The sequence below is a fragment of the Bradyrhizobium sp. SRS-191 genome (assembly GCF_024586915.1).
Classification (GTDB): domain Bacteria; phylum Pseudomonadota; class Alphaproteobacteria; order Rhizobiales; family Xanthobacteraceae; genus Bradyrhizobium.
In genome coordinates, this window is the sequence record NZ_JANBVS010000024.1 from 15,653 (window position 1) to 36,781 (window position 21,129).

Genomic DNA, 21,129 nt, shown 5'->3' on the forward strand with positions numbered 1-21,129 from the left:
CATGGCGTCAGCGCAGCCAGATCGCCTGCATCTGCTCGGCATCCGGCATCACGGGCCGGGCTCGGCGCGCGCCGTGCTCGCGGCGCTCGATGCCGCCGATCCCGCGGTCGTACTGATCGAAGGGCCGCCGGATGCCGACGAACTGATCAGTTTCGCCGCGTCTTCAGCGATGATGCCGCCGATCGCGCTGCTGGTGCACGCGCTGGATGACGCGGCCAATGCGAGCTTCTTTCCGTTCGCGGTGTTCTCGCCGGAATGGCAGGCGATCCGCTGGGCGCTGGCGAAGCAACGCCCGGTCCGCTTCATCGATCTGCCGGCGTCGCATCGGCTCGCCGAACGGGCCAAAGCGGCCAAGCAAGCGGATGACGAGGGCGAGGCCTCGCCGGAGGACTCCGGCGCAGCCGCGCCGGATCAGCCTGAGGCGATCGATCCGGAGCTCGCTCGGATCCGGCGCGATCCCCTGGCCTATCTCTCGACGCTGGCCGGCTATGACGACAGTGAGGCTTGGTGGAATGCGCTCGTCGAGCAGGGCACGCACGGACCGGAGATCTTTGCCGCGCTGGAAGCGGCGATCGGCGCTCTGCGCGAAAAGATCGATCCCCTGCCCTATCAGCCCGCGCACGAAGCGCAGCGCGAGCTGCGCCGCGAGGCCCATATGCGCCTGGAAATCGCCGCCGCGCTGGGCGCGCAGGACGGCCCTGTTGCCGTGGTCTGCGGCGCCTGGCACGTGCCGGCGCTGCGCAAGAAGGTCGCGCTGAAGGATGATCGCGCGCTGCTGAAGGGACTGCCGCAGGTCAAGGTGACCGCGACCTGGGTGCCGTGGACCGAGACGCGGCTCGCGGCGTCCTCAGGCTATGGCGCCGGCGTGATCTCTCCCGGCTGGTACGCGCATCTCTGGCACGGACTGGAGCATAAGGACGCCGCCACGCTCGACGCCGCTGGTTTTACGACCCGCTGGCAGGCGCGAGTGGCGGAGCTGCTGAGGCGGAACGGCCGGCCGGCATCGACGGCGTCCGTCATCGAGGCGTCCCGGCTGGCGATCACACTCGCCGCGTTGCGCGACGTGGCGCTGCCGGGACTGGCGGAGATGCGCGAGGCGAGCCTTGCCACGCTGTGCGAAGGTGAGACCGCCCGGTTCCGGCTGATCGAGCAGCAGCTCATCATCGGGCAACGTGTCGGCGAGATCGACGACAGCGTGCCGCAGATGCCGCTCGCCGCGGATCTCGCGCGCTGGCAGCGCAAGCTGAAGCTCAAACCCGAGGCGCTCGACAGCGACATCGCGCTCGACCTGCGCAGCGAGGCAGGCCTCGCCAAGTCGCAACTGCTGCATCGCCTTGCATTGATCCAGGTGCCATGGGGACGGCTGCAGGGCTCCGGACAGAGCCGCGGTACATTTCGCGAGAACTGGCGGCTGCGCTGGGAGCCTGAATTCTCAGTGCGCCTGGTCGAGGCCCTGGTCCACGGAACGACTGTCGCGCAGGCCGCCGGCAATGCCGCGGTCACCAACGCGCAGGCGGCGACGTCGCTGAACACGGTCGCCGGCATCGTGCGCGGCTGTCTCGAAGCCGGCCTGAGCGAGGCCGCCGAAACGACGATCGCGCTGCTGCAGCAACGCTCGGCGGCGACCAGCGACGTCGGCGATCTCACCGAGGCGGTGCCGCCGCTCGCTGAGATCCTGCGCTATGGCACGGCGCGCGAGCTGCCGACCGAGGCGCTGCGCCTGCTGGTGATCAGCCTGGTCGAGGCGATCTGTGCGGGCCTCGTCTATGCCTGCCGCAATCTACAGGCCGATGTCGCGGCCGAGCTGCGCAGCAGGCTGGCGCGGCTCGACGTTGCGATCGGGCTCATTGACGATTCCGGCCTGCGCGAGGGTTGGCGGCGCGCGCTGGCGTCGGTCGCCAACGACGCGTCGGCGCATCCGTTGCTGAAGGGGCTGGCGAGCCGCGCCCTCTACGATCACGGCGTGATCTCGCCGGAGCAGACGGCGCTCGCCTTGTCGCGCGCACTCTCGCACAGCGTGCCGACATTGCAGGCCGGCGACTGGCTCGACGGGTTTCTCGGTCAGAGCGGCCAGGTGCTGCTGCACGATCACGCGCTACGCCGAATCATCGACGGCTGGCTCGCGGCGATCGACGGCGAGGCGTTCAACAATCTCTTGCCGGTGATGCGCCGCGCCTTTTCGAGCTTCGATCGCAACGAGCGACGGCGTTTGCTCGATGAACTCGCGAGACAGCGCCCGCTGGCTGTGGCTACGATGACCGAGGCCGCGCCGTTGCAGCCGCTCACGCCCCTGCCTGCCGGCACCGCGGATTTCGAGGCCGCCCTGCCCTTGCTGCTGACCATCCTGGGCGCGGACCGGCCGATGAAGGATGCCCTGCGATGAGCGATGATGCTGACGCCGAGCGTAATCGCCGCTGGCGCCTCGTGCTCGGCGGCGATGATCAGGCGGGACTGTCCGATCGCGACCGAAGGCTCGATGCGGCGCTGGCCGGGCTCTATGATGCCGGCTCAGGCGGCAAGCGCGGCGGCGGACGCCGTGGCGGGCTCGGCGGCTCGGCGCCGCGGGTGGCGAGCTGGCTCGGCGACATCAGGGAGTTCTTTCCCGCGCCCGTCGTGCAGGTCATCCAGAAGGATGCTTTCGAGCGGCTCGGGCTCAAGGAGATGCTGCTGCAGCCGGAATTTCTCGCGGCGCTGGAGGCCGACGTGCATCTCGTCGCCGACTTGATGGCGCTGCGCGCGGTGATGCCGGAAAAGACCAAGGCGACGGCGCGCGAGGTGGTGGCGAAGGTCGTGAATGAGCTGATGGAGAAGCTCGACGCCCGCACCACCGAGACCATCCGCGGCGCGGTCGATCGCCGCCGCCGCACACGGCGGCCGCGCGCTGGTGACATCGACTGGCCGCGCACCATCGGAAAGAACCTGCGCCACTGGCAGGCCGAGCATCGCACCATCGTGCCGGAGACGCTGGTCGGCCATGCCCGCGCGGCGCGGCGGACCAACCTGGAGGAGGTCATCCTCTGCGTCGACCAGTCGGGCTCGATGGGCACCTCCGTGGTCTACTCCTCGATCTTCGCCGCGGTGCTGGCCTCGATCCCGGCGATCGCGATGAAGCTCGTGGTGTTCGACACCAGCATCATCGACCTCACCGAGGAGCTCGCCGATCCCGTCGAGGTGCTGTTCTCGGTGCAGCTCGGCGGCGGCACCGACATCAACCAGGCGCTGGCCTATTGCGAGCGCCAGGTCGCCGAGCCGTCGCGCACGCACATGGTGCTGATCAGTGACCTGATCGAGGGCGGCATCGCCGAGCAGATGCTGGCGCGCGCCAAAGCGCTGGTCTCCTCCGGCGTGAACCTGATCGTGCTGCTCGCGCTCAATGACGACGGCCGCCCCGCCTACGACGCCAGGCATGCCGCCATCCTCGCCTCGCTCGGCTGCCCGGTGTTCGCCTGCACCCCGCACCAGTTTCCCGAACTGATGGCCACCGCGCTGAAGCGCCAGGACATCTGGTCCTGGGCGGCCGCGCAGGACATCAAGCTGGTGCGGCCGGAGGATGGTGGTGATTAGTTCGATGTACCGGGCACTGACGGGAAACAGGTGAGAGGGACAACATGGCGCATGTGATCCATTTCACGACGGACCGTTTCGATCCTGCCACCGAGCCGGCCAATCCGATCAACCCGATTCCGGGACAGGCCGTCCTGGCGTGGCTGTGCTCCGAACTCCAGGCCTCGGACTACGACACGACCGACACGGCGGCTGAAGACTGGGGCTGGTATGCCTACACGCAGAGCGGGTCGATGTCCTACATGCTCGGCGCGAGCGGCGAACCGGAGTTCGCCAGCGGCGCCCCGAAGCCGGACAAGTATTTTCACTGGGTCATCGCCATCACTGAACGTCGCAGCTTGCGCGACAGGCTTTTCGGCCGCAACAAGATGCTGGCCGACGACGAGCTTTCCGCCACCGTCGTGCGACTGCTCCGCGCCCAGGGCGACTTTCGGATCACGGACATCGAGAGGGAAAAGTGAGGTGCAGGATATCAACGGGTCCGGCAGCGCGAAGCAGCGATGAAGCGTCTCGTTCTGACTTCCATCCTGCAGCTCGGTCGTTACGCGGTGCTGCCGCTGGTCGCGCTGGCGAGCGGATTGCTGTTCGCCTGGCTGATGTTGCTGGACGACTATACGCGGATCGCTCTGATCACCGCCCCCGTCATGTTCTGCGTGGTGGCGGCCGCTGTCGCGCTGGCGCTCGGGATCCTGTTCGTGCCGGCGCAACGCGAGCAAAGCAATGTCCTGGACGAGGCCTCCGCGGCTGCCCTCTGGCGTAGCTGGCAGGAGCTCGACTCGTCGTTCGTCAAACGCAGGCGTACGCTACGGTTCGATGCGGAGTTCAACGCGTCGATCAGCGAAGTACGCGGCTTTGCCGGGCTCTTCGGACGGCACGTCACGATGACCGTCGGCCTGCCGCTGCTGATGGTCCTCGACGACCGTGCGATCCGTGCCACCATCGCCCACGAGGTCGCCCATGCCGAGCTGCGGCACACCAGCGGGGCGGCCAATCTGTTCGACTTCCTCGGCGCCTGTGAGAACGTTCTCCAGTACGCGGATCCGGACCGCACCGTTACCGGCCGCATCGCGGCGCTGCTGCTGCGTGGCGTCCTGGAATGGGTCAGCCAGGAATTCCGCGTTCTCTCACGTTTGAACGAATTGGCCGCCGACCGGCGCGCGGCCGAGTTGATGGGGCGATCCGAGATGGCACGCTCGCTGGTTCTGATTGCCGGGGCTACACGGCGACTGCGCGATCTGGTGTTCTCTCCGCTGCAAACCGAGATGCTCGGCGCAATCAGCCTGCCGGCCTCCCCGCTGCAAAGGATATCGGTGCTGCTCGCCGAAGTTCGCGATCCTGATGAGCTTGGCGCCGCAGCCGCCGGGATCATGGCGGAGGAGCCGGAGGACGCCGATACAACTCACCCGCCGCTCGCAGCCAGTCTCGCCAATCTCGGCTATGCCATAATCCCAGCTGTCGATCCGATCGGGGCTCCGGCTATCGAGCAATTGCTAGCGCCAGACGCGGTACGGGACTTGGCAGCGAAACTCGACGCAGAATGGCGCAAGACGGCCGAGAGGTGGCTTCGGGTCGGCGAGTGACATCGGGTCGCTCCGGGGGGTGCCCGCAGTGGAACTCAGCGCGAAGGCATGCTATAATGTTTTCGTGCACGATCTCCGAGACCCGTCGGTACAGCGCGCGCAGCTCAAGGTCGATGTCCAGGCCGACGAGCCGGACTGGACACCTGCGCGAGAAGAATTATGGCGGCGCATCGCCGCGCATGATTTCGAGCCGGCTACGCCGTTCAACTTCACACAACGTTTGGCCCGCGACCATGGCTGGAGCCTCGACGAGGCTCGCGCTGCGATCGAGGCCTATCGCCGTTTCTGCTTTCTCGCGATGGTGTCTCCGACTCCGGTGACGCCGAGCGAGGGGGTCGATGAGGTGTGGCACCAGCATCTGATCTACTCGCGCGACTATTGGACCGTCTGGTGCGGCGAGCGGCTGCACGCCCCGCTGCATCACGATCCCACGCCCGGCGGCCCGGACGCACAGATGACCTACCGCCGCCAATATGCCGAGACGCTGGCGCTGCACGAGCGCTTCTTCGGACCACCGAGCCCCGATCTGTGGCCGGCGACACACATCCGTTTCGCCGGCCCGCGCTATCACGTCACCGACCGCAATCATTGGTTCATCCTGCCGCGGCCCCGCGCATGGCTGCGGCGGCTATTCAGGAGATGACTATGGCGCTCAATCCGTTCGACTGGACGGCCGGCCCATTCCTACTCGTCTACATCGTTCTCGGTGCCATCGTGTTTCTCAAGGGCTTCGTTCTGCGCGGCACGATCGGCCCGGCCGCGGCCACGCCTCCGCCGCCCTTGAACGAGCTCGAACTGGCTTATCTGGCCGGCGGCACAGCACGCCTCGGCGACACCGTTCTGCTCGGCTTCGCGGCAAACAATGCAGCGACGTTCACGGCGCGCGATCACAAGATCACGGTGACGGATCAGGCGCCGCTCGCAGCGCTGCTGAACCGTCCGCCGAAGCTTGCGCTCCGCCCGGAGATGACACGGCAGGAATTCCAGGAGGCGCTGGCGCCGCTCACCGCCCGCATTCAGGCGCGCCTCGAGGCGCTGGGCTATGCACCGACCAACAGCCAGATGACGGCGTTCCGCAAGTCCGTGTTGCCGTTCGTCGGCGCGCTCGTCCTGTTCGGACTCATCAAGGTCCTCGTCGGCGCTTGGCGGCAACACGACGTCGGCTTTCTGATGATCCTGATCGGCGCCACGGTGCTGGGCGCGGCCGTGCTCGCCCGGACTCCGACGCGGACGCAGGCCGGCAACGACGTGCTGCGGAGCTATCAGGCGAGGCATGCGCGCGCAGCCCGCGCGCCGCGCGAGCACGAACTGCTGCTGGCAGTCGCTCTGACGGGCGCGGCCGTGCTGTCCGGCACCGCCTACGCCGCCGTGCTCGCAACATCCAAGGCGCTCAGCAGCAGTGGCGGTGGTTGCGGCGGAGGCGGTTGCGGAGGTGGCGGCGGAGGCGGATGCGGCGGCTGCAGCTAATACTCAGCCTGGCGGTGCTCGCACCTTGGGGGCAAGCCAGCGCCGATTGCTACCAAAAAGAGAAATTCAAAAAAGATCACACCCGATGTAGCAGGTCGGCCACATATGATCGATCTCTCATCGTTTCCCAACGTTTCCCCTCTCGCGCCATGTTTCAGATGATAGGTTCCCTCGGGGGAACACCGTTGTCGTTGCGTGGTGTGAGGGGAATTAGGATGGGATTGCAACTCAGTCAGGATGTCTGTGCCTCGCGCGCACCGAGCATGCAACGCCGGCGGCTTCCTTATGAGAGCAGCGTTTCGGCGCTGGCGCTCGGGCTTGCAGTGCTGGCGCTCGGGACCAGTGCGGCCCATGCCGACTGTACGCCGGCCGCCGCCGACAACGTCACCGCGTCCTGCTCCGGCACGACGACGAACCAGGGCGCGGGCGCGCCTGGAACGAGCGGCAGCACCTTCGGTTACGGCACCGGAGCCGAGAGAGGGGTCACCGTCAGTGTCGTCTCGGGAGCCACGGTGACCGGCTCGGACGCCGGGCTGAACATCCACGACGGCAGCATCATCAATGCAGGCGCCATTACCGGCATCGGCTGGCAAGGTATCCAGGGCTACGATCTCGCCATCTCGAACGCAGCCGGCGCCACCATCACCGGACACAACAACGCGATCGAAGCCTACTCATCCTTTATTGTCGTCAATGCCGGCACCATCTCCGGCGCGGCGGGCTTTGTCAGTCCATTCGGCTCGGGCACCGTCACGAACCTCGCCGGCGGCCTCATCACCGGGACCAATCTGGGTGTCGGGGGAGGCAACGGTGTCCTCGCAGTTCTCAATTCGGGCACGATCAGCAGCAGCTCAGGGGGTGGTGTCTTCCTCGGCAGCAACTCTCTGATCTACAATGACGGCACGATCAGCGGCGGCGCCTATGGCATTTCCGCCTCCGGCTCCGCGATCGTCAACGCCGGCACGATCAACGGCGGGATCAGCTTCTTCGGCCCCGGCAACACGCTGACGCTGCTGCCGGGATCCGTCATCAACGGCCTCGTCGGCGGCAGCCTCAACAACACGCTGCAACTCGGCGGCAGCGGCAGCGCGACCTTCGACATCTCGCAGCTCGGACCGGCCGCGCAGTATCGTGACTTCTCCACCTTCGACAAGGTCGGAGACTCCACCTGGACATTGACCGGCACCAGCACCTACACCGGCGCCGTCAACGTCAACGCCGGCACCTTGCGCGTCGACGGCAACTTCGCGTCTGCCGGCGGCCTCACCGTGAACACGGGCGGCAGCCTCAGCGGCACCGGCACGATCGGCCGCACGACCGTTGCAAGCGGCGGCACGCTGGCGCCCGGCAACGGCACCGCCGGCAGCTCGATCAGCGTCTCCGGCAATCTCGCCTTCCAATCCGGTGCGATCTACCTGGTGCAGGTCTCGCCCACGACCGCGTCCGCGACGAATGTCAGCGGCACCGCGACGCTCGGCGGCGCAACCGTGAGCGTCGCCTTCGCGCCGGGCAACTATGTCGCCAAGACCTACACTATCCTCACCGCGAGCGGCGGGGTCTCCGGCAGCTTCGCACCCACCGTCGTCGCGAACTCGACGACGCTGACGAGGTCGCTCAGCTATGACGCCAACAACGTCTATCTGAACGTCGCGCTGGGCTATGCCGGCATCGCCGGCCTGAACGGCAATCAGCGCGCCGCCGGTGACGCACTGACAACCGCCTTCAATACCGCCGGCGGCATTTCAGCGGCCTACGCGTCGCTGACGCCAGCCGGCCTGACCCAGGCCGCCGGCCAGCTCGGCACCTCGCCACAGCAGACGACGTTCGGCGCGATGGGGCAGTTCATGGGCCTGCTGACCGATCCGCAGCGCAGCGGCCCGACGGGCGCTGGGGGCGCGGCGACGGGTTATGTCGAGGAAGACGATCGCGCCAGCGCCTATGCGGCACGCCGGCGCGGCGACGCGTTCGCGATGGTCACCAAGGCGCCGGCGGCACCGTTCGCTTCGCGCTGGAGCATGTGGGCAGCCGGCTTCGGCGGCTCTCAGACCACCGACGGCAATGCAGCCGCCGGCTCGACCAACACGACGAGCAACCTGTACGGCACGGCCGTCGGCGCCGACTATCAGATGTCTGCGAACACGCTGGCCGGCTTCGCGCTCGCGGGCGGTGGCACCAACTTCAACGTCTCCGGCCAGGGTTGGGGTCGCTCAGACCTGTTCCAGGCCGGCGCCTACCTGCGTCATACGCAAGGCCCGGCCTATGTCGCGGCGTCGCTCGCCTATGGCTGGCAGGCGGTCACGACCGACCGCATCGTCACCGCTGCCGGTGCCGACCATCTGAGCGCCGCGTTCAACGCCAACGCCTATTCCGGCCGTGTCGAAGCAGGCACCCGCTTGGTCACGCCGTGGATCGGCGGCATCGGCTTCACGCCTTACGCTGCGGCCCAGGTGACCGCCCTGGATCTGCCGGGCTATACTGAGCGCGCAGTCTCCGGCAGCGACGCCTTCGCGCTTGCTTATGCAGCCCGGACCTCGACCGACACGCGCACCGAGATCGGCCTGCGCAGCGACAAATCCTATGCCATGCAGGACGCCGTGCTGACCCTGCGCGGCCGCGCGGCGTGGGCGCACGACTTCAATCCAGACCGCACGGTCGCAGCGACCTTCCAGGCGCTGCCGGCAGCAAGCTTCGTCGTCAATGGCGCGGCGCAAGCCAGCGAATCCGCGCTGACCACGGCTTCCGCGGAGCTGAAGTGGACGAACGGATGGGCTGCAGCCGCGACCTTCGAGGGTGAATTTTCGAACGTCACACGTTCCTACGCCGGCAAGGGTGTCGTGCGGTACGCTTGGTAAGTCTGTCGGTCGGGACCTTGCCCGCGAGATTGGTCAGCCAGATCCGACGCAAGCCGGCAGCCTCGCTGTATTGATCGAGCGGCTGTCGAGCGGAGGTCGGTGACGCGGTCGTATTGTTGGCCCAGACAATCTCAGCCTTATCTGCGCCGGCACCTCGCGCAGCGCCTCTGTCAGCGGCTCAGGCTCCGAGCCGACCACGATGCGCAGATGGTCCGCCATGCATCAAAGACGCCGCCAGCTGCGGCGATCGGCCGCGCTGACGACGTCCGACAGGCTCCATCGGATCACCCCGGATCTTACCGGTCGTATTTCAACGGAGCCAACGCTGACCCTCTCAGGTCAGCGACATCGATTGCACGGTCCATGGGCGGCGATGATCCCCCCACCGGTAATTCATAGCCAACGACACGAGCTTCCTTCCGTGAAAGCCCGGATACGAACGAGGCGTCGTATCTGCGCGGCGCACATCAATGATGCACAACGAGCAGCTCATTAGATCGTCCGATTTGAGTCGAGTTAGCTGGATGCGCAAAAAGCGCAATGCACTTTAGTGAATCTCTAATTCCCGTTTTGCACGATGCCGCCACGACGTGCTCGCTGGAGACGTGATGGTGTCTGAGTATCTGAAGTCGAAACAGGCCGTAAAACTACCGGCCGATTGCAGCATTTCTGCAATCCGGGAAGTCCACGGCATGATCCGCGACGCGTTCGAACAGCCTGCTGCGCTCGAGATCGACGGCTCCTGCGTCGATAAGGCGGACGTGACCTCGATCCAACTTCTCATTTCGACCGCGAAGACCGGACGCGAGCATGGCCGCGCTGTCGCGCTGACGGCCCCCTCCGAAGCTCTGCGCAACGTCATTCGCCGCGCCGGCTTCGCAGGCGACGCCGCGGTCGATCATCACTTCTCGCACAAGATGGATGGCATCTGATGGCGACCATCCTGACCGTCGGGGAGAGGGTGAAGTCCACCGTCGGCGCAGTGGGCTGCAGGGGCGATCGACTCACATGCGTCATGAGCCGGCGGACCCGCTCATGAGCAGCCCCGACTGGACCGAATCCTTCCGGCAGGAATCATCCGAGCTGCTCGAGACGCTCGAAGGCGCGCTGCTCGATCTATGCGATCAGCCTGACGATCGCGAGCTCATCGACTGTGCGTTCCGCGCCCTGCATACGATCAAGGGCTCGGGTTCGATGTTCGGCTTCGACAAGGTCGCCAACTTCACGCACGAATTCGAAACCGCCTTCGATCGCGTCCGCAAGGGCGAGATCCCGCCCACGCGCGAGCTCATCACGGTGGCGCTGGCCGCCAAGGACTACATCCGCGCCCTGATCGAGGCGCCTGACAGCACCGACCAGATCATCGGCGACGGCATCCTCGATGACCTCCGGCGGTTTGTCGCGCCGAGTTCGGAACAAGAGACAGCTTCGCCGCAGCCGGCCGCGTCTCCCGTCGCTGCCGATGAGGATACGAACGACGATACGGACCTGGCGGGATGGCGCCTGCATCTGGAATTCGAGTCGCATATTCTCCGCAACGGCTCGAACCCGCTGCATTTGCTCGATGATCTCTGCAAGCTCGGCCCCTGCTTTGCCGTCGCTCTCATTGATGACGTGCCGCTGCTCGACGCGCTCGATCCCGAGGAATGCTACCTGAAATGGGACGTGACCCTGCACTCGGCCTGCAGCAGGGACATCATCGACGACATCTTCATGTTCGTCATCGATGAGATGACGCTGACGGTTACGCCGTTGACGCGTCGCGAGCTCTCACCTGCGGCCCTGACGCCGACGCCGAAAACTCCCGCGCCGCGCACCGCGATTGCCGATCCGACACCGCCGCCTGCCCCCAAGGAAGCAGAACGGGCGCAGGAGCCGCGCCGCGAGGAGCCCAAGCGGAGCGACGATCGCGGCATTGCGACCGTGCGCGTGCAGGCGCGGCGCCTCGACGAGATGATGGACCGCGTCGGCGAGCTCGTCATCGCGCAGGCCCGGCTCAGCCAGCTCGCATCAGCGAGCTCCGACCCGTCGATCAAGATCATTGCCGAGGAGATCGAGCGCCTCGCCGGCAGCCTGCGCGACACCACGATGGGCGCGCGCATGGTGCCGATCGGCTCGCTGTTCGGCCGCTTCCGCCGCCTCGTCCACGACCTCTCGCTCGAATTGTCCAAGCCCGTGGATTTGATCACGTCCGGCGAGGACACCGAGCTCGACAAGACCATGATCGAGTGTCTCGCCGACCCGCTGGTGCATCTGATCCGTAACGCCATCGATCACGGCATCGAGCAGACCGCGGTGCGCAACGCAGCCGGCAAGACCGATAAGGGCCGCATCGAGCTGCATGCGATCCATTCCGGGGCGCAGGTGCTGGTGACCGTGCGCGACAACGGCGCCGGCCTGAACACGGCGCGCATCCGCGCCAAGGCCGAGGAGCTCGGACTGCTTTCGACGGACGCCGAGCTGCCGGACGCCGACATTCACCAATTCCTGTTTCATCCGGGTTTCTCGACGGCGCAGACGATCTCGGCGCTGTCCGGTCGCGGCGTCGGCATGGATGTCGTCAAGCGCACCATCGAGAACATGCGCGGATCGATCGACATGGCCACGAGGCCCGGCGAAGGCACCACCGTCACGCTGCGCCTGCCGCTGACGCTGGCCATCATCGAGGGGCTGATGATTCGGGTCGGCGAAGGCCGCTACATCATCCCACTATCGGCGGTGGAGGAATGTGTCGAGCTCACCGCCGACGACCAGCGCGCCCGCGGCCGCAACTTCCTCAACATCCGCGGCGACCTGGTGCCGTTCCTGATGCTGCGCGATATGCTGTACGCCACGGGCGCGCCGGACGAATACCAGAAGACGATCATCGTCTCGACGGGCGAGACGCGCGTCGGTCTCGTCGCCGACCAGATCATCGGCAGCCATCAGACGGTGATCAAGTCGCTGTCCAAGCTGCATTCCGACGTGACGATCTTCTCCGGCGCCACCATTCTCGGCGACGGCACCGCGGCACTCATCCTCGACGTCGCGCAGTTGGTCACCCTCGCGCAGGCGCATGCCGACAAGCAACATCTGAACGAGGCCGCCTGATGAAGCAGCAGACCGACCACGCGGCCGATGACGGCCAGACGATCCAGGTCGTGATGATCGGCCTCGGCGACGAGAAATTCGCGTTGGATGCCGCGATCGTGCGCGAGATCATCGACCCCGTGCCGGCGACGAAAGTGGCCGGCGCCAAGCCGTTCGTGCACAGCATCATCAACGTGCGCGGCAACATCGTGCCGCTGGCCGACCTGCGACTCCGCTTCGGCATGCCGCTGACGGAGGCCTCGACCGATACGCGGGTCGTTGTCATCGAGATTCCCATCGACAACGAGCCCGTGTTCGTCGGCCTCACTGCCGACAAGGTCTATGAGGTCACGGAGATATCCCGCAGCGACACCCAGCAGACACCGCGCGTCGGCGTCAGCTGGAAGCCGGAGTTCATTCGCTTCATCGCCAAGTGGCGTGACGAGTTCGTCATCGTTCCGAACATGGAACGCATTCTTCATTAGTTCGACATTCCTGAGGGGCTACAATGAGATTTTCCATCAAGGCCAAGCTGGCCGCATCGTTCGGCGTCGTGATCCTGCTGTCGATCATTGCGGGTGGGATCGGTTACCTGAAGCTCTCGGAGACGATCGCGACGACACAAAGCATCGTGAGTGCCGCCGGGCGCATGGAAAGGGCGATGGAGCTGGAGGAAACGCTGCAGCTCCAGGTTCGCAACGAGAAGAATGCCCTGCTGACGACATCTGATGCTGAATTTGACCGATTCGCGGCCGAGATCCAGACGCTGCGTACGAACATGGGCAAGATCAAAGATCAGATCTACGCGGTCGCGACAGAGAGCGGACGAAAGCTGCTCGATCAGTTCGCGGCGCAGTATGTCACCTTCAGTGCGATCCAGGACGAAGCCCTCAAGATCGGCAAGACCGATCGCGCCAAGGGCGCGATGATGTCGATGACCGAGGGACGCAAGGCCGTCGGAGAAGCGAACCACGCGGTGGCAGAATATGTGCACTACGTCAAAGGTCTGATCGCCGAGCGGGCCGAACAGGCGCGGGCCGAGGGAGCTCGCGCCGAGATGATGCTGATGAGCATCGTGGCAACCTCGCTCGTGATCGGCATCGCATCCGCGTTGTGGATTGCCATCAGCATCAGCCGCGGCCTCGGCCGTGCCGTCGGCCTCGCCGAGGCAGTCGCAATTGGCGATCTCAGCCAGACCATCGAGCACAGGAGCAACGACGAAGTCGGCGACCTCATCAAGTCGCTGAACGTCATGACGACAAACCTGAACAACATGGCGGCGGTGGCCGACGAGATCGCCAGCGGCAACCTCACCATCGAGGCCAAGCGGCTGTCCGACAAGGATACGCTCGGCATGGCGCTGGAGCGCATGGTGGAGAGGCTTCGCCAGATCGTCTCGGAAGCGCTGACGGCGGCGCAGAACGTCTCAGCCGGCAGCCAGGAGCTCTCGGCCAGCGCCGAGCAGCTGTCGCAGGGCGCGACCGAGCAGGCCTCCTCGGCCGAGGAAGCGTCGTCCTCGATGGAGGAGATGGCGGCGAATGTGAAGCAGAACGCCGAGAACGCCAGCCAGACCGAGAAGATCGCGGCGCAGTCGGCTAAGGATGCGGAATCCAGCGGCACGGCCGTGGGCCGCGCGGTGGAGGCGATGCAGACCATCGCCGGCAAGATCACCATCGTGCAGGAGATCGCGCGGCAGACCGATCTGCTGGCGCTCAACGCGGCGGTGGAAGCCGCGCGAGCCGGCGAGCACGGCAAGGGCTTTGCCGTCGTCGCGTCAGAGGTCCGCAAGCTGGCCGAACGCAGCCAGGCGGCGGCGACCGAGATCGGGCAGCTGTCGAGCGAGACGGTCAAGGTCGCACAGGAGGCCGGCAGCATGCTGGCGAAGCTCGTGCCCGACATCAAGCGCACCGCGGAGCTGGTCGAAGAGATCACCGCCGCATGCCGCGAGCAGGACGTCGGCTCGGCGCAGATCAACCAGGCGATTCAGCAGCTCGATCAGGTCGGTCAGCAGAACGCCAGCGCCTCGGAGCAGGTGTCGGCCACCTCGGAGGAGTTGGCAGCGCAAGCCGATCAGCTGCAGGCGACCATCGCTTATTTCCGCATCGACGGGAGCATCGCACAGAACCGGGCCGAGTCGTCGGCCCCGATCGACGCCGCCGTCACCCAGCTACGAACCAAGGCGGCCAGCATGGCCGCGGCGGACCGCAGCCCCAAGAAGCCGTCTCCCGCAAAGGCCAGGCCTGCACGCGCGGTCAAGGCGGCCGGCGGCGGCGGCTTCGCCTTCAGCCTTGCCGACGGCGAGGACGAGCGCGACGAAGACTTCCGGCGCTAGGTCGAAGTATTGTATCGCGAGAGCAGAGGATGGGACTCAGCATGGCCGAGACCTCACAATATCTGACGCTTGGTCTGGCGGGTGAAACCTTCGGCATCAGCATCCGCAATGTTCGCGAGATCCTCGACATGAGGCCGATCTCGCGGTTGCCGCACGCACCGCACTTCCTGCTCGGGATGATCGATGTGCGCGGCAGCGGCTATCCGATCGTCGATCTCAGGTTGAAGCTCGACCTGCCGAGCGTGCCCGCGACGGAAGCGACGCGGATCATCATCCTCGATGTCCCCGTCGGCAACCGCCTGGTCGGGGTCGGCTTCGTCGCCGATTGCGTGTTCGAGGTCACCGACATCGACGAGAGCTCCGCGGAGCCCGTTCCGGAGGTCGGCGGCCGCTGGACATCCGACTACATCGCCGGCATCGGGCGGAAGGGCGACAAGTTCGTCATTCTGTTCGATCTGGCGAAGCTGATGGCTCAGACCAGCCTGCCCGGCGCAACCCTCGGTGACCATGCCCCAGCCGCAGCTTAAGCCCGGCTGGGCGGAAACATTCGGTGTCGCCGGATCCCTATCGGATCCGCATTTTCGCGCGCTCGCGCAACTGATCGAAGCGCAGGTCGGCATCAAGCTGCCGCCCGCCAAGCGCTTCATGCTCGAGGGGCGGCTGCAGAAGCGCGTTCGCGCCCTCGGCCTGTCCGACATGGGCCAATATGTCGATGCCCTGTTCAACGCGGATCAGTTCGAGGACGAACTGGTTCACCTGATCGATGTCGTGACGACCAACAAGACCGACTTCTTTCGTGAGCCGGCGCATTTCGATTTCGTTCGAAACACGGCGATTCCCGAACTGATGAAGCTGCGTGGCGGCGGGCCGCAGCGCAATCTGAAGCTCTGGAGCGCCGCAGCCTCGACCGGGATGGAAGCCTACACGATGGCGATCGTGCTGGATGACATGATCCGCGCGGGCTTGCGCGCCGATTTCCGTATTCTCGGCACGGACATCTCGAACCCCGTTCTGCGGATGGCGCAGAAGGCGATCTACGACATCGAGGCGCTCACGCCGGTGCCGGAGCATCTGGCCAAACGCTATTTCCTGCGCTCGCGCGATTCCTCACGGGCAGAATGCCGCGTGGTCCCCGAGTTGCGCAGCCGCGTCAATTTCCAGCGCATGAACCTGATGGACACGACCTACCCGGTGGACCGCGACGTCGACATCATCTTCTGCCGCAACGTCCTGATCTATTTCGACAAGCCGACCCAGCGCAAGGTGGTCACCCGGCTCTGCTCGCATCTGCGGCCCGGAGGATACCTGATGGTGGGACACTCCGAATCCATGGTTCACAACGTCGTGCCGGGTCTGAAGCAGATCCGGCCGACGATCTTCACCGTGTAGACGAGGCGATCGCATGACCAAACAGAAGGTGCGTGTGCTGATCGTGGACGATTCCGCGTCTGTCCGGCAGATCATGACGTCGATCCTCGGCGAGGATCCGGAGATCGACGTGATCGGGACGGCAGCGGATCCCTTCGCGGCGGCGCGCCGGCTGCAGAACGAGCTGCCCGATGTCATTGTGCTCGACATCGAGATGCCGAAGATGGACGGCCTCACCTTCCTGCGCAAGATCATGGCGCAGCATCCGATCCCTGTGGTGATCTGCTCCTCCGCCACCGACGACAGCTCGCAGCTGACCTTCGAGGCGCTCGAGGCCGGCGCCGTCGATATCGTGCCCAAGCCACGCGTCGACACCCGCCAGGCCTTGCTGGAGTCGTCCGGACGGCTGCGCGATGCGGTCAAATCCGCCGCGCGCGCACGGGTCCGGCCGCGGTCGGAACGCCGCATGCTCGTCGAGAAGAAGCTGACTGCCGACGCCATCATGCCGCCTCCGGTGGAGACGCGTTCGCGGCCGACGACGGAACGCATCGTCTGCATCGGCGCCTCGACGGGCGGCACCGAGGCGCTCGCCGACGTGCTTGAGGCGCTGCCGGCCGACTGCCCGGGCATCCTCATCGTTCAGCACATGCCGCCGGGCTTCACCGCAGCGTTCGCGCGCCGCCTCAACTCGATCTGCGCGATCACCGTGAAGGAGGCGGAGGACGGCGAAACGGTGCATGCCGGCTGCGCCTATATCGCGCCGGGGGCACGGCACATGCTGCTGCAGCGCTCGGGCTTGCGCTATCACATCGCGATCAAGGACGGGCCCCCAGTGTCGCGTCATCGCCCCTCGGTCGACGTGCTGTTTCGCTCCACCGCGCAATATGCGGGGCGCAATGCGCTCGGCGTCATCATGACCGGAATGGGCGACGACGGCGCGCGAGGGTTGCTGGAAATGCGCAAGCTGGGCGCGGCGACGCGCGCACAGAACGAGGAAAGCTGCGTGGTGTTCGGGATGCCCAAGGAAGCGATCGCTCACGGCGCGGTCGAGAAGGTCGTCAGCCTGGACCAGATTCCGCGCGAGATCATCAAATGGCATCAGACGGGTCACGCAGCGGCAGCGAGCTGAAGGAGCTACGCGACGCGATCGCATGTCGCTATCGCAACAGCGGCCCCCTTTGGTGGAGGGCTGGCGCGCGGTTGGTCTGTCAGATCCGCCGCGAGGCGGCAGCCTGGTTGCATGGATCGAGCGGCTGTTGGGCGAAGGTCCCTAAGGCGCTCCTGCTGCTGGCGCAGACAATCTCACCCGTTCTGTGCCAGCACCTCGCGCAGCGCGTCTGTCAGCCGCGCCAGCTCCGCTTCCGAGCCGATCGTGATGCGCAGATAGTCCGCGATGCGCGGCGCGGTGAAGTGGCGGACGAGCACCGCACGCTCGCGCAAGGCAGCGGAGAGGGCCTGGCCTGAACGGTCAGGATGTCGCGCGAAGACGAAATTGGCGCTCGACGGCAGCACCTCGAAGCCGAGCCGAACCAGCGCGGTAGTGAGGTCGGCGCGGTTCCGCATGATGGCCGCGCGGGTCTGCTGGAAATGCGCCTTGTCCTCGATCGAGGCGATCGCACCGGCCTGGGCGGGGCGGCCGAGCGGATAGGAGTTGAAGCTGTCCTTCACCCGCGTCAGGCCCTCGATCAGTCCGGCGTCGCCGATCGCATAGCCGACGCGCAGGCCAGCCAGCGCGCGCGACTTGGACATCGTCTGCACCACCAGCAGATTGGGATGCTCGGCGATGAGCGGGATCGCCGTCTCCGCGCCGAAATCGACATAGGCCTCGTCAATCACTACCGCCGTGTCGCTGCGCGCCGCGGCGAGCCGCGCGATCTCCTGGAGCGGCAGCGCGATGCCGGTCGGCGCATTCGGATTGGCGATGATCACCGGGCCCGGCCGATCGAGATAATCGTCGATGCGCACGCGCATCTCGGCATCGAGCGGAACGGTCGTGGCGTCGATCCCGAGCAGCCGGCAATAGACGGGATAGAAGCTGTAGGTCACGTCGGGAAACAGCAAGGGCGCCGGCTGCTTCAACAGCGCGGCAAAGGTGTGCGCGAGCACCTCGTCCGAGCCGTTGCCGACGAACACCTGCGCCGGCGAGACCTTGTGATAGTCGGCCAGGACCTCGCGCAGGCGGGTGGCCTGCGGATCGGGATAGAGGCGCAGCGCGTCGGACGCCGCCGCGCGGATCGCCTCGATCGCCCTGGGCGACGGCCCGAACGGGCTCTCATTGGTGTTGAGCTTGACGAGGCCCGGGATCTGCGGCTGCTCGCCCGGCACGTAGGGCGACAGCCCGCGGGCCAGCTCTGACCAGAAACGACTCACGACTATTCTCCAGCGGACACGAGCGTCGGCGCCCGATGCAGCGCCAAGCGGCCCGGAAGGTACGGATGCGATGGGCAGGGTTTCATCAGCAAATGGCGCGCCCGGAACGATTCGAACGTCCGACCCTCAGATTCGTAGTCTGATGCTCTATCCAGCTGAGCTACGGGCGCGTTTTTCGCTTTTGGCGGGCTCCAGGCCAGGACGGCCGGATCCCGGAAGGCCGGAGCGGCAAATGCCGGCTGGCCTCGCGAAGGGCCTCTGACTAACGGCTCGGAGGCCGCTTGGCAAGGCTGCAGCAGGACATTTTGTGCCCCTTTTTTGGGGGCGGCTCCGGCGACCGGCCGGTGGGCCGCCTTGCGATTGAGAACGCTTGAGATTGAAAACGCTGGGGATTGAGAACGGGCAGGCTTCGATCAGGCGCTGGCGCGCTCGTTCCAGAACGTCTGGAGTTCGACCGGGCGGTCGGGAATCGTGATCCGGAAGGTCGCGCCCAATGTGCCTTCGACCAGCTGGATGTCGCCGTCATGGGCGCGCACGAGCTCGGCCGCGATTGCAAGGCCCAACCCCGAGCCGCCCGGACGACCGGCGCCGCGAAATGCCTCGAACAGGTGCTCCCGCACCTTGGCCGGCACGCCAGGGCCGGTATCGGACACTTCGAGAATCGCCACGGCCCCCTCGCGGCGGCCGGTGATGCGGATCTGGCGCACGCCCTCGTCGGCAGCGAGGCTGTCCAAGGCCTGCGCGGCATTGCGCACGAGGTTGAGCAGCACGCGGAACAGCTGGTCCGGATCGGCATCGATCTTCAGCCCGCGCTCGATCGCAGCGATCCAGGTGATCGAGGCATCCGGCGACAATCCCGCGGTCTCGCGCACCTCGGCGACGACCGACTCCACCACCACCATGCGGCGGTCCGGCGCCGGCTCCTGCACCTTGCCGTAGGACAAGGTCGATTGGCAGAACGCGATGGCGCGTTCCAGCGAACGCATCAGCTTCGGGGCGAAGCGCTGCACCCGCGGATCCGGCACGCTGGCGAGCTGGTCCGACAACAGCTGCGACGAGGCCAGCAGATTGCGCAAATCGTGGTTGATCTTCGACACGGCAAGGCCGAGCGCGGCGAGCCGGCTCTTCTGATGCAGCATCGAGACGAGGTCGCGCTGCATGTCGGCGAGCTCGCGCTCGGCGACCCCGATCTCGTCGGAGCGCTGGCTCGGCACGATGATTCGCGCCGCGCTCTCCGGATTCTCGTGGAAACCGACCAGGCTCGCGGTGAGCCGCCGCATCGGCCGCACGAACAGATAATGCAGGGCCAGATAGACCAGCGCCGCCGTCAGCATCGCGAGCAGCAGCGATACGCCGAGCAGGTTGCGCGAGAAGCGGTACATCGCCCTGCGCAGCGGCTTCTCGTCGGTCACGACCTCGATGAACTGGGCGCGGCCCGGAGACGGTCCTATCACGCGCATGGTGTGATCGCCGGTCTCGGTCATCATCTTCAGCGAGTTCACGATCGACGACCATACCGTCATATCGCGCATGTCGTAGTCATGATCGATCGACGCCGGCAGATCGGCGCTGGCGAGCAGACGGCGCTGCTGGCCCATCTTGATGGCGACACCGCGGGCGTTGATCGAGGTCAGGATCTGCCGCGCCAGGGAATCCGGCACCATGCCGGACGGCGCAGCGTCGAGCACCAGCGCGGCGGTATTGGCGGCGGCCAAGCGGTCATTGAGCCGATTGGTCCAAAAGTTCGCGATGGCGGGCACGTAGACCAGCACCGCCGCGATCATCACCAGCGGAATCGTCAGCAGCAGCAGCTTTCCGGACAAGCCGAGGCGGCGCGACCGTTTCGGTCGCAGACGCTCCAGGATCGGCTGGTTGTCGCTCTCTGTCACGTATCGCCCTTGTAAGAGACACCCCCACCCTTACGGGTCCGCAAGATGGGACTGCACCGGAGTCCGGTCAAATTACGGATCGCTCATGTTGAGGTTTCCAATTCGTTCATAATGGAACCCGGAATTGCTCAATCCTGACTGTTACGGTTCTCACGGAGACTGATCTCGCGCTCCCTGCTCTTGTGCCGGCTGGCGCGGTCACATGACACGACGCTGACCGGCATCGGTGACGAAGGCGTTTACGCCGCCTCCTTAGCCCTTTGTCAGAGAGGCGCATCGGACGTCTTGCCGCGATTGACGAAGGCAGGAGGCTCCCTTATAAGCCGCGCCAACCGTCCGCGATGACCCGGCTTGTCCGGGGCGGCTCGATTTCAGGGCCCACAGCGGTCCATTTCGGGCCAGGAAGCATCACCGGACATCCTCGACATTTCAAGCCGGCAAGTTGTCAACTGGCAAATTGCCCGTCAGCGGAGATCGACCCGTGAAGCGGACCTATCAACCCAGCAAACTGGTGCGCAAGCGCCGTCACGGCTTCCGCGCCCGCCTCGCCACCACCGGCGGCCGCAAGGTCCTTGCCGCGCGTCGCGCCCGGGGCCGCAAGCGTCTCAGCGCCTGAAGCCAGGGCGTCCGTCCCGGAG

Annotated in this window: 17 protein-coding genes and 1 tRNA gene; 15 read left to right on the top strand and 3 right to left on the bottom strand. The window is 66.1% G+C overall.

Annotated features, from left to right (window positions below; translation table 11 throughout):
- Position 1 precedes the first annotated feature (1 nt).
- The 14 genes from NLR35_RS30230 to NLR35_RS30295 all read left to right on the top strand — a co-directional run bounded on the left by NLR35_RS30230 (position 2) and on the right by NLR35_RS30295 (position 17,361).
- Complete coding sequence (locus NLR35_RS30230) at positions 2 to 2,383, top strand: DUF5682 family protein (RefSeq protein ID WP_257170196.1); 2,382 nt, start codon at positions 2 to 4, stop codon at positions 2,381 to 2,383.
- Positions 2,380 to 3,564 carry a VWA domain-containing protein gene (locus NLR35_RS30235; protein ID WP_257170197.1) on the top strand — a complete coding sequence of 395 codons (1,185 nt, stop codon included), beginning with the start codon at positions 2,380 to 2,382 and terminating at the stop codon, positions 3,562 to 3,564. The genes NLR35_RS30230 and NLR35_RS30235 overlap by 4 nt, the downstream gene beginning before the upstream one ends.
- A 44-nt stretch (positions 3,565 to 3,608) precedes the next feature.
- On the top strand, positions 3,609 to 4,025 hold the full coding sequence (locus NLR35_RS30240) for a hypothetical protein (RefSeq protein WP_257170198.1): 417 nt from the start codon (positions 3,609 to 3,611) through the stop codon (positions 4,023 to 4,025).
- 39 nt (positions 4,026 to 4,064) lie between these two features.
- Positions 4,065 to 5,144, top strand: coding sequence for a M48 family metallopeptidase (locus NLR35_RS30245; RefSeq protein WP_257170199.1), 1,080 nt, complete (start codon positions 4,065 to 4,067; stop codon positions 5,142 to 5,144).
- Positions 5,145 to 5,208: 64 nt separating this feature from the next.
- Positions 5,209 to 5,787 (top strand): hypothetical protein, encoded by a 579-nt coding sequence (locus NLR35_RS30250; protein ID WP_257170200.1) that lies wholly within the window; start codon positions 5,209 to 5,211, stop codon positions 5,785 to 5,787.
- 2 nt (positions 5,788 to 5,789) lie between these two features.
- On the top strand, positions 5,790 to 6,611 hold the full coding sequence (locus NLR35_RS30255) for a TIGR04222 domain-containing membrane protein (protein WP_257170201.1): 822 nt from the start codon (positions 5,790 to 5,792) through the stop codon (positions 6,609 to 6,611).
- A 215-nt stretch (positions 6,612 to 6,826) separates the two neighbouring features.
- Positions 6,827 to 9,463, top strand: a complete 2,637-nt coding sequence (locus tag NLR35_RS30260) for an autotransporter domain-containing protein (RefSeq protein WP_257170202.1) — start codon at positions 6,827 to 6,829, stop codon at positions 9,461 to 9,463.
- A gap of 608 nt (positions 9,464 to 10,071) precedes the next feature.
- Positions 10,072 to 10,395, top strand: a complete 324-nt coding sequence (locus NLR35_RS30265; RefSeq protein WP_257170203.1) for a lipid asymmetry maintenance protein MlaB — start codon at positions 10,072 to 10,074, stop codon at positions 10,393 to 10,395.
- A 103-nt stretch (positions 10,396 to 10,498) separates the two neighbouring features.
- Positions 10,499 to 12,553, top strand: coding sequence for a chemotaxis protein CheA (locus NLR35_RS30270; RefSeq protein ID WP_257170204.1), 2,055 nt, complete (start codon positions 10,499 to 10,501; stop codon positions 12,551 to 12,553).
- On the top strand, positions 12,553 to 13,017 hold the full coding sequence (locus NLR35_RS30275; protein WP_257170205.1) for a chemotaxis protein CheW: 465 nt from the start codon (positions 12,553 to 12,555) through the stop codon (positions 13,015 to 13,017). The genes NLR35_RS30270 and NLR35_RS30275 overlap by 1 nt, the downstream gene beginning before the upstream one ends.
- Before the next feature lie 23 nt (positions 13,018 to 13,040).
- Positions 13,041 to 14,864, top strand: a complete 1,824-nt coding sequence (locus NLR35_RS30280; RefSeq protein WP_257170206.1) for a methyl-accepting chemotaxis protein — start codon at positions 13,041 to 13,043, stop codon at positions 14,862 to 14,864.
- Positions 14,865 to 14,905: 41 nt separating this feature from the next.
- Positions 14,906 to 15,391 (top strand): chemotaxis protein CheW, encoded by a 486-nt coding sequence (locus tag NLR35_RS30285; protein ID WP_257170207.1) that lies wholly within the window; start codon positions 14,906 to 14,908, stop codon positions 15,389 to 15,391.
- The gene (locus NLR35_RS30290; protein WP_257170250.1) at positions 15,372 to 16,253 is read left to right on the top strand and encodes a protein-glutamate O-methyltransferase CheR; all 882 of its coding nucleotides are present in this window, start codon (positions 15,372 to 15,374) and stop codon (positions 16,251 to 16,253) included. The genes NLR35_RS30285 and NLR35_RS30290 overlap by 20 nt, the downstream gene beginning before the upstream one ends.
- A gap of 13 nt (positions 16,254 to 16,266) precedes the next feature.
- A complete protein-coding gene (locus NLR35_RS30295) occupies positions 16,267 to 17,361 on the top strand; it encodes a chemotaxis response regulator protein-glutamate methylesterase (protein WP_257170208.1) in 1,095 nt (364 codons plus the stop codon).
- 173 nt (positions 17,362 to 17,534) lie between these two features.
- On the opposite strand, the gene hisC is transcribed toward NLR35_RS30295, so the two are convergent.
- The 3 genes from hisC to NLR35_RS30310 form a co-directional block, all read right to left on the bottom strand.
- A complete protein-coding gene (hisC, locus tag NLR35_RS30300) occupies positions 17,535 to 18,602 on the bottom strand; it encodes a histidinol-phosphate transaminase (protein ID WP_257170209.1) in 1,068 nt (355 codons plus the stop codon).
- 93 nt (positions 18,603 to 18,695) lie between these two features.
- Positions 18,696 to 18,772, bottom strand: a tRNA-Arg gene (locus NLR35_RS30305).
- Positions 18,773 to 19,015: 243 nt separating this feature from the next.
- Positions 19,016 to 20,491 carry a HAMP domain-containing sensor histidine kinase gene (locus NLR35_RS30310; protein ID WP_257170210.1) on the bottom strand — a complete coding sequence of 492 codons (1,476 nt, stop codon included), beginning with the start codon at positions 20,489 to 20,491 and terminating at the stop codon, positions 19,016 to 19,018.
- A 481-nt stretch (positions 20,492 to 20,972) separates the two neighbouring features.
- On the opposite strand from NLR35_RS30310, the gene rpmH reads away from it, so the two are divergent.
- Positions 20,973 to 21,107, top strand: a complete 135-nt coding sequence (gene rpmH / locus NLR35_RS30315) for a 50S ribosomal protein L34 (protein ID WP_006609582.1) — start codon at positions 20,973 to 20,975, stop codon at positions 21,105 to 21,107.
- Positions 21,108 to 21,129: the final 22 nt, after the last annotated feature.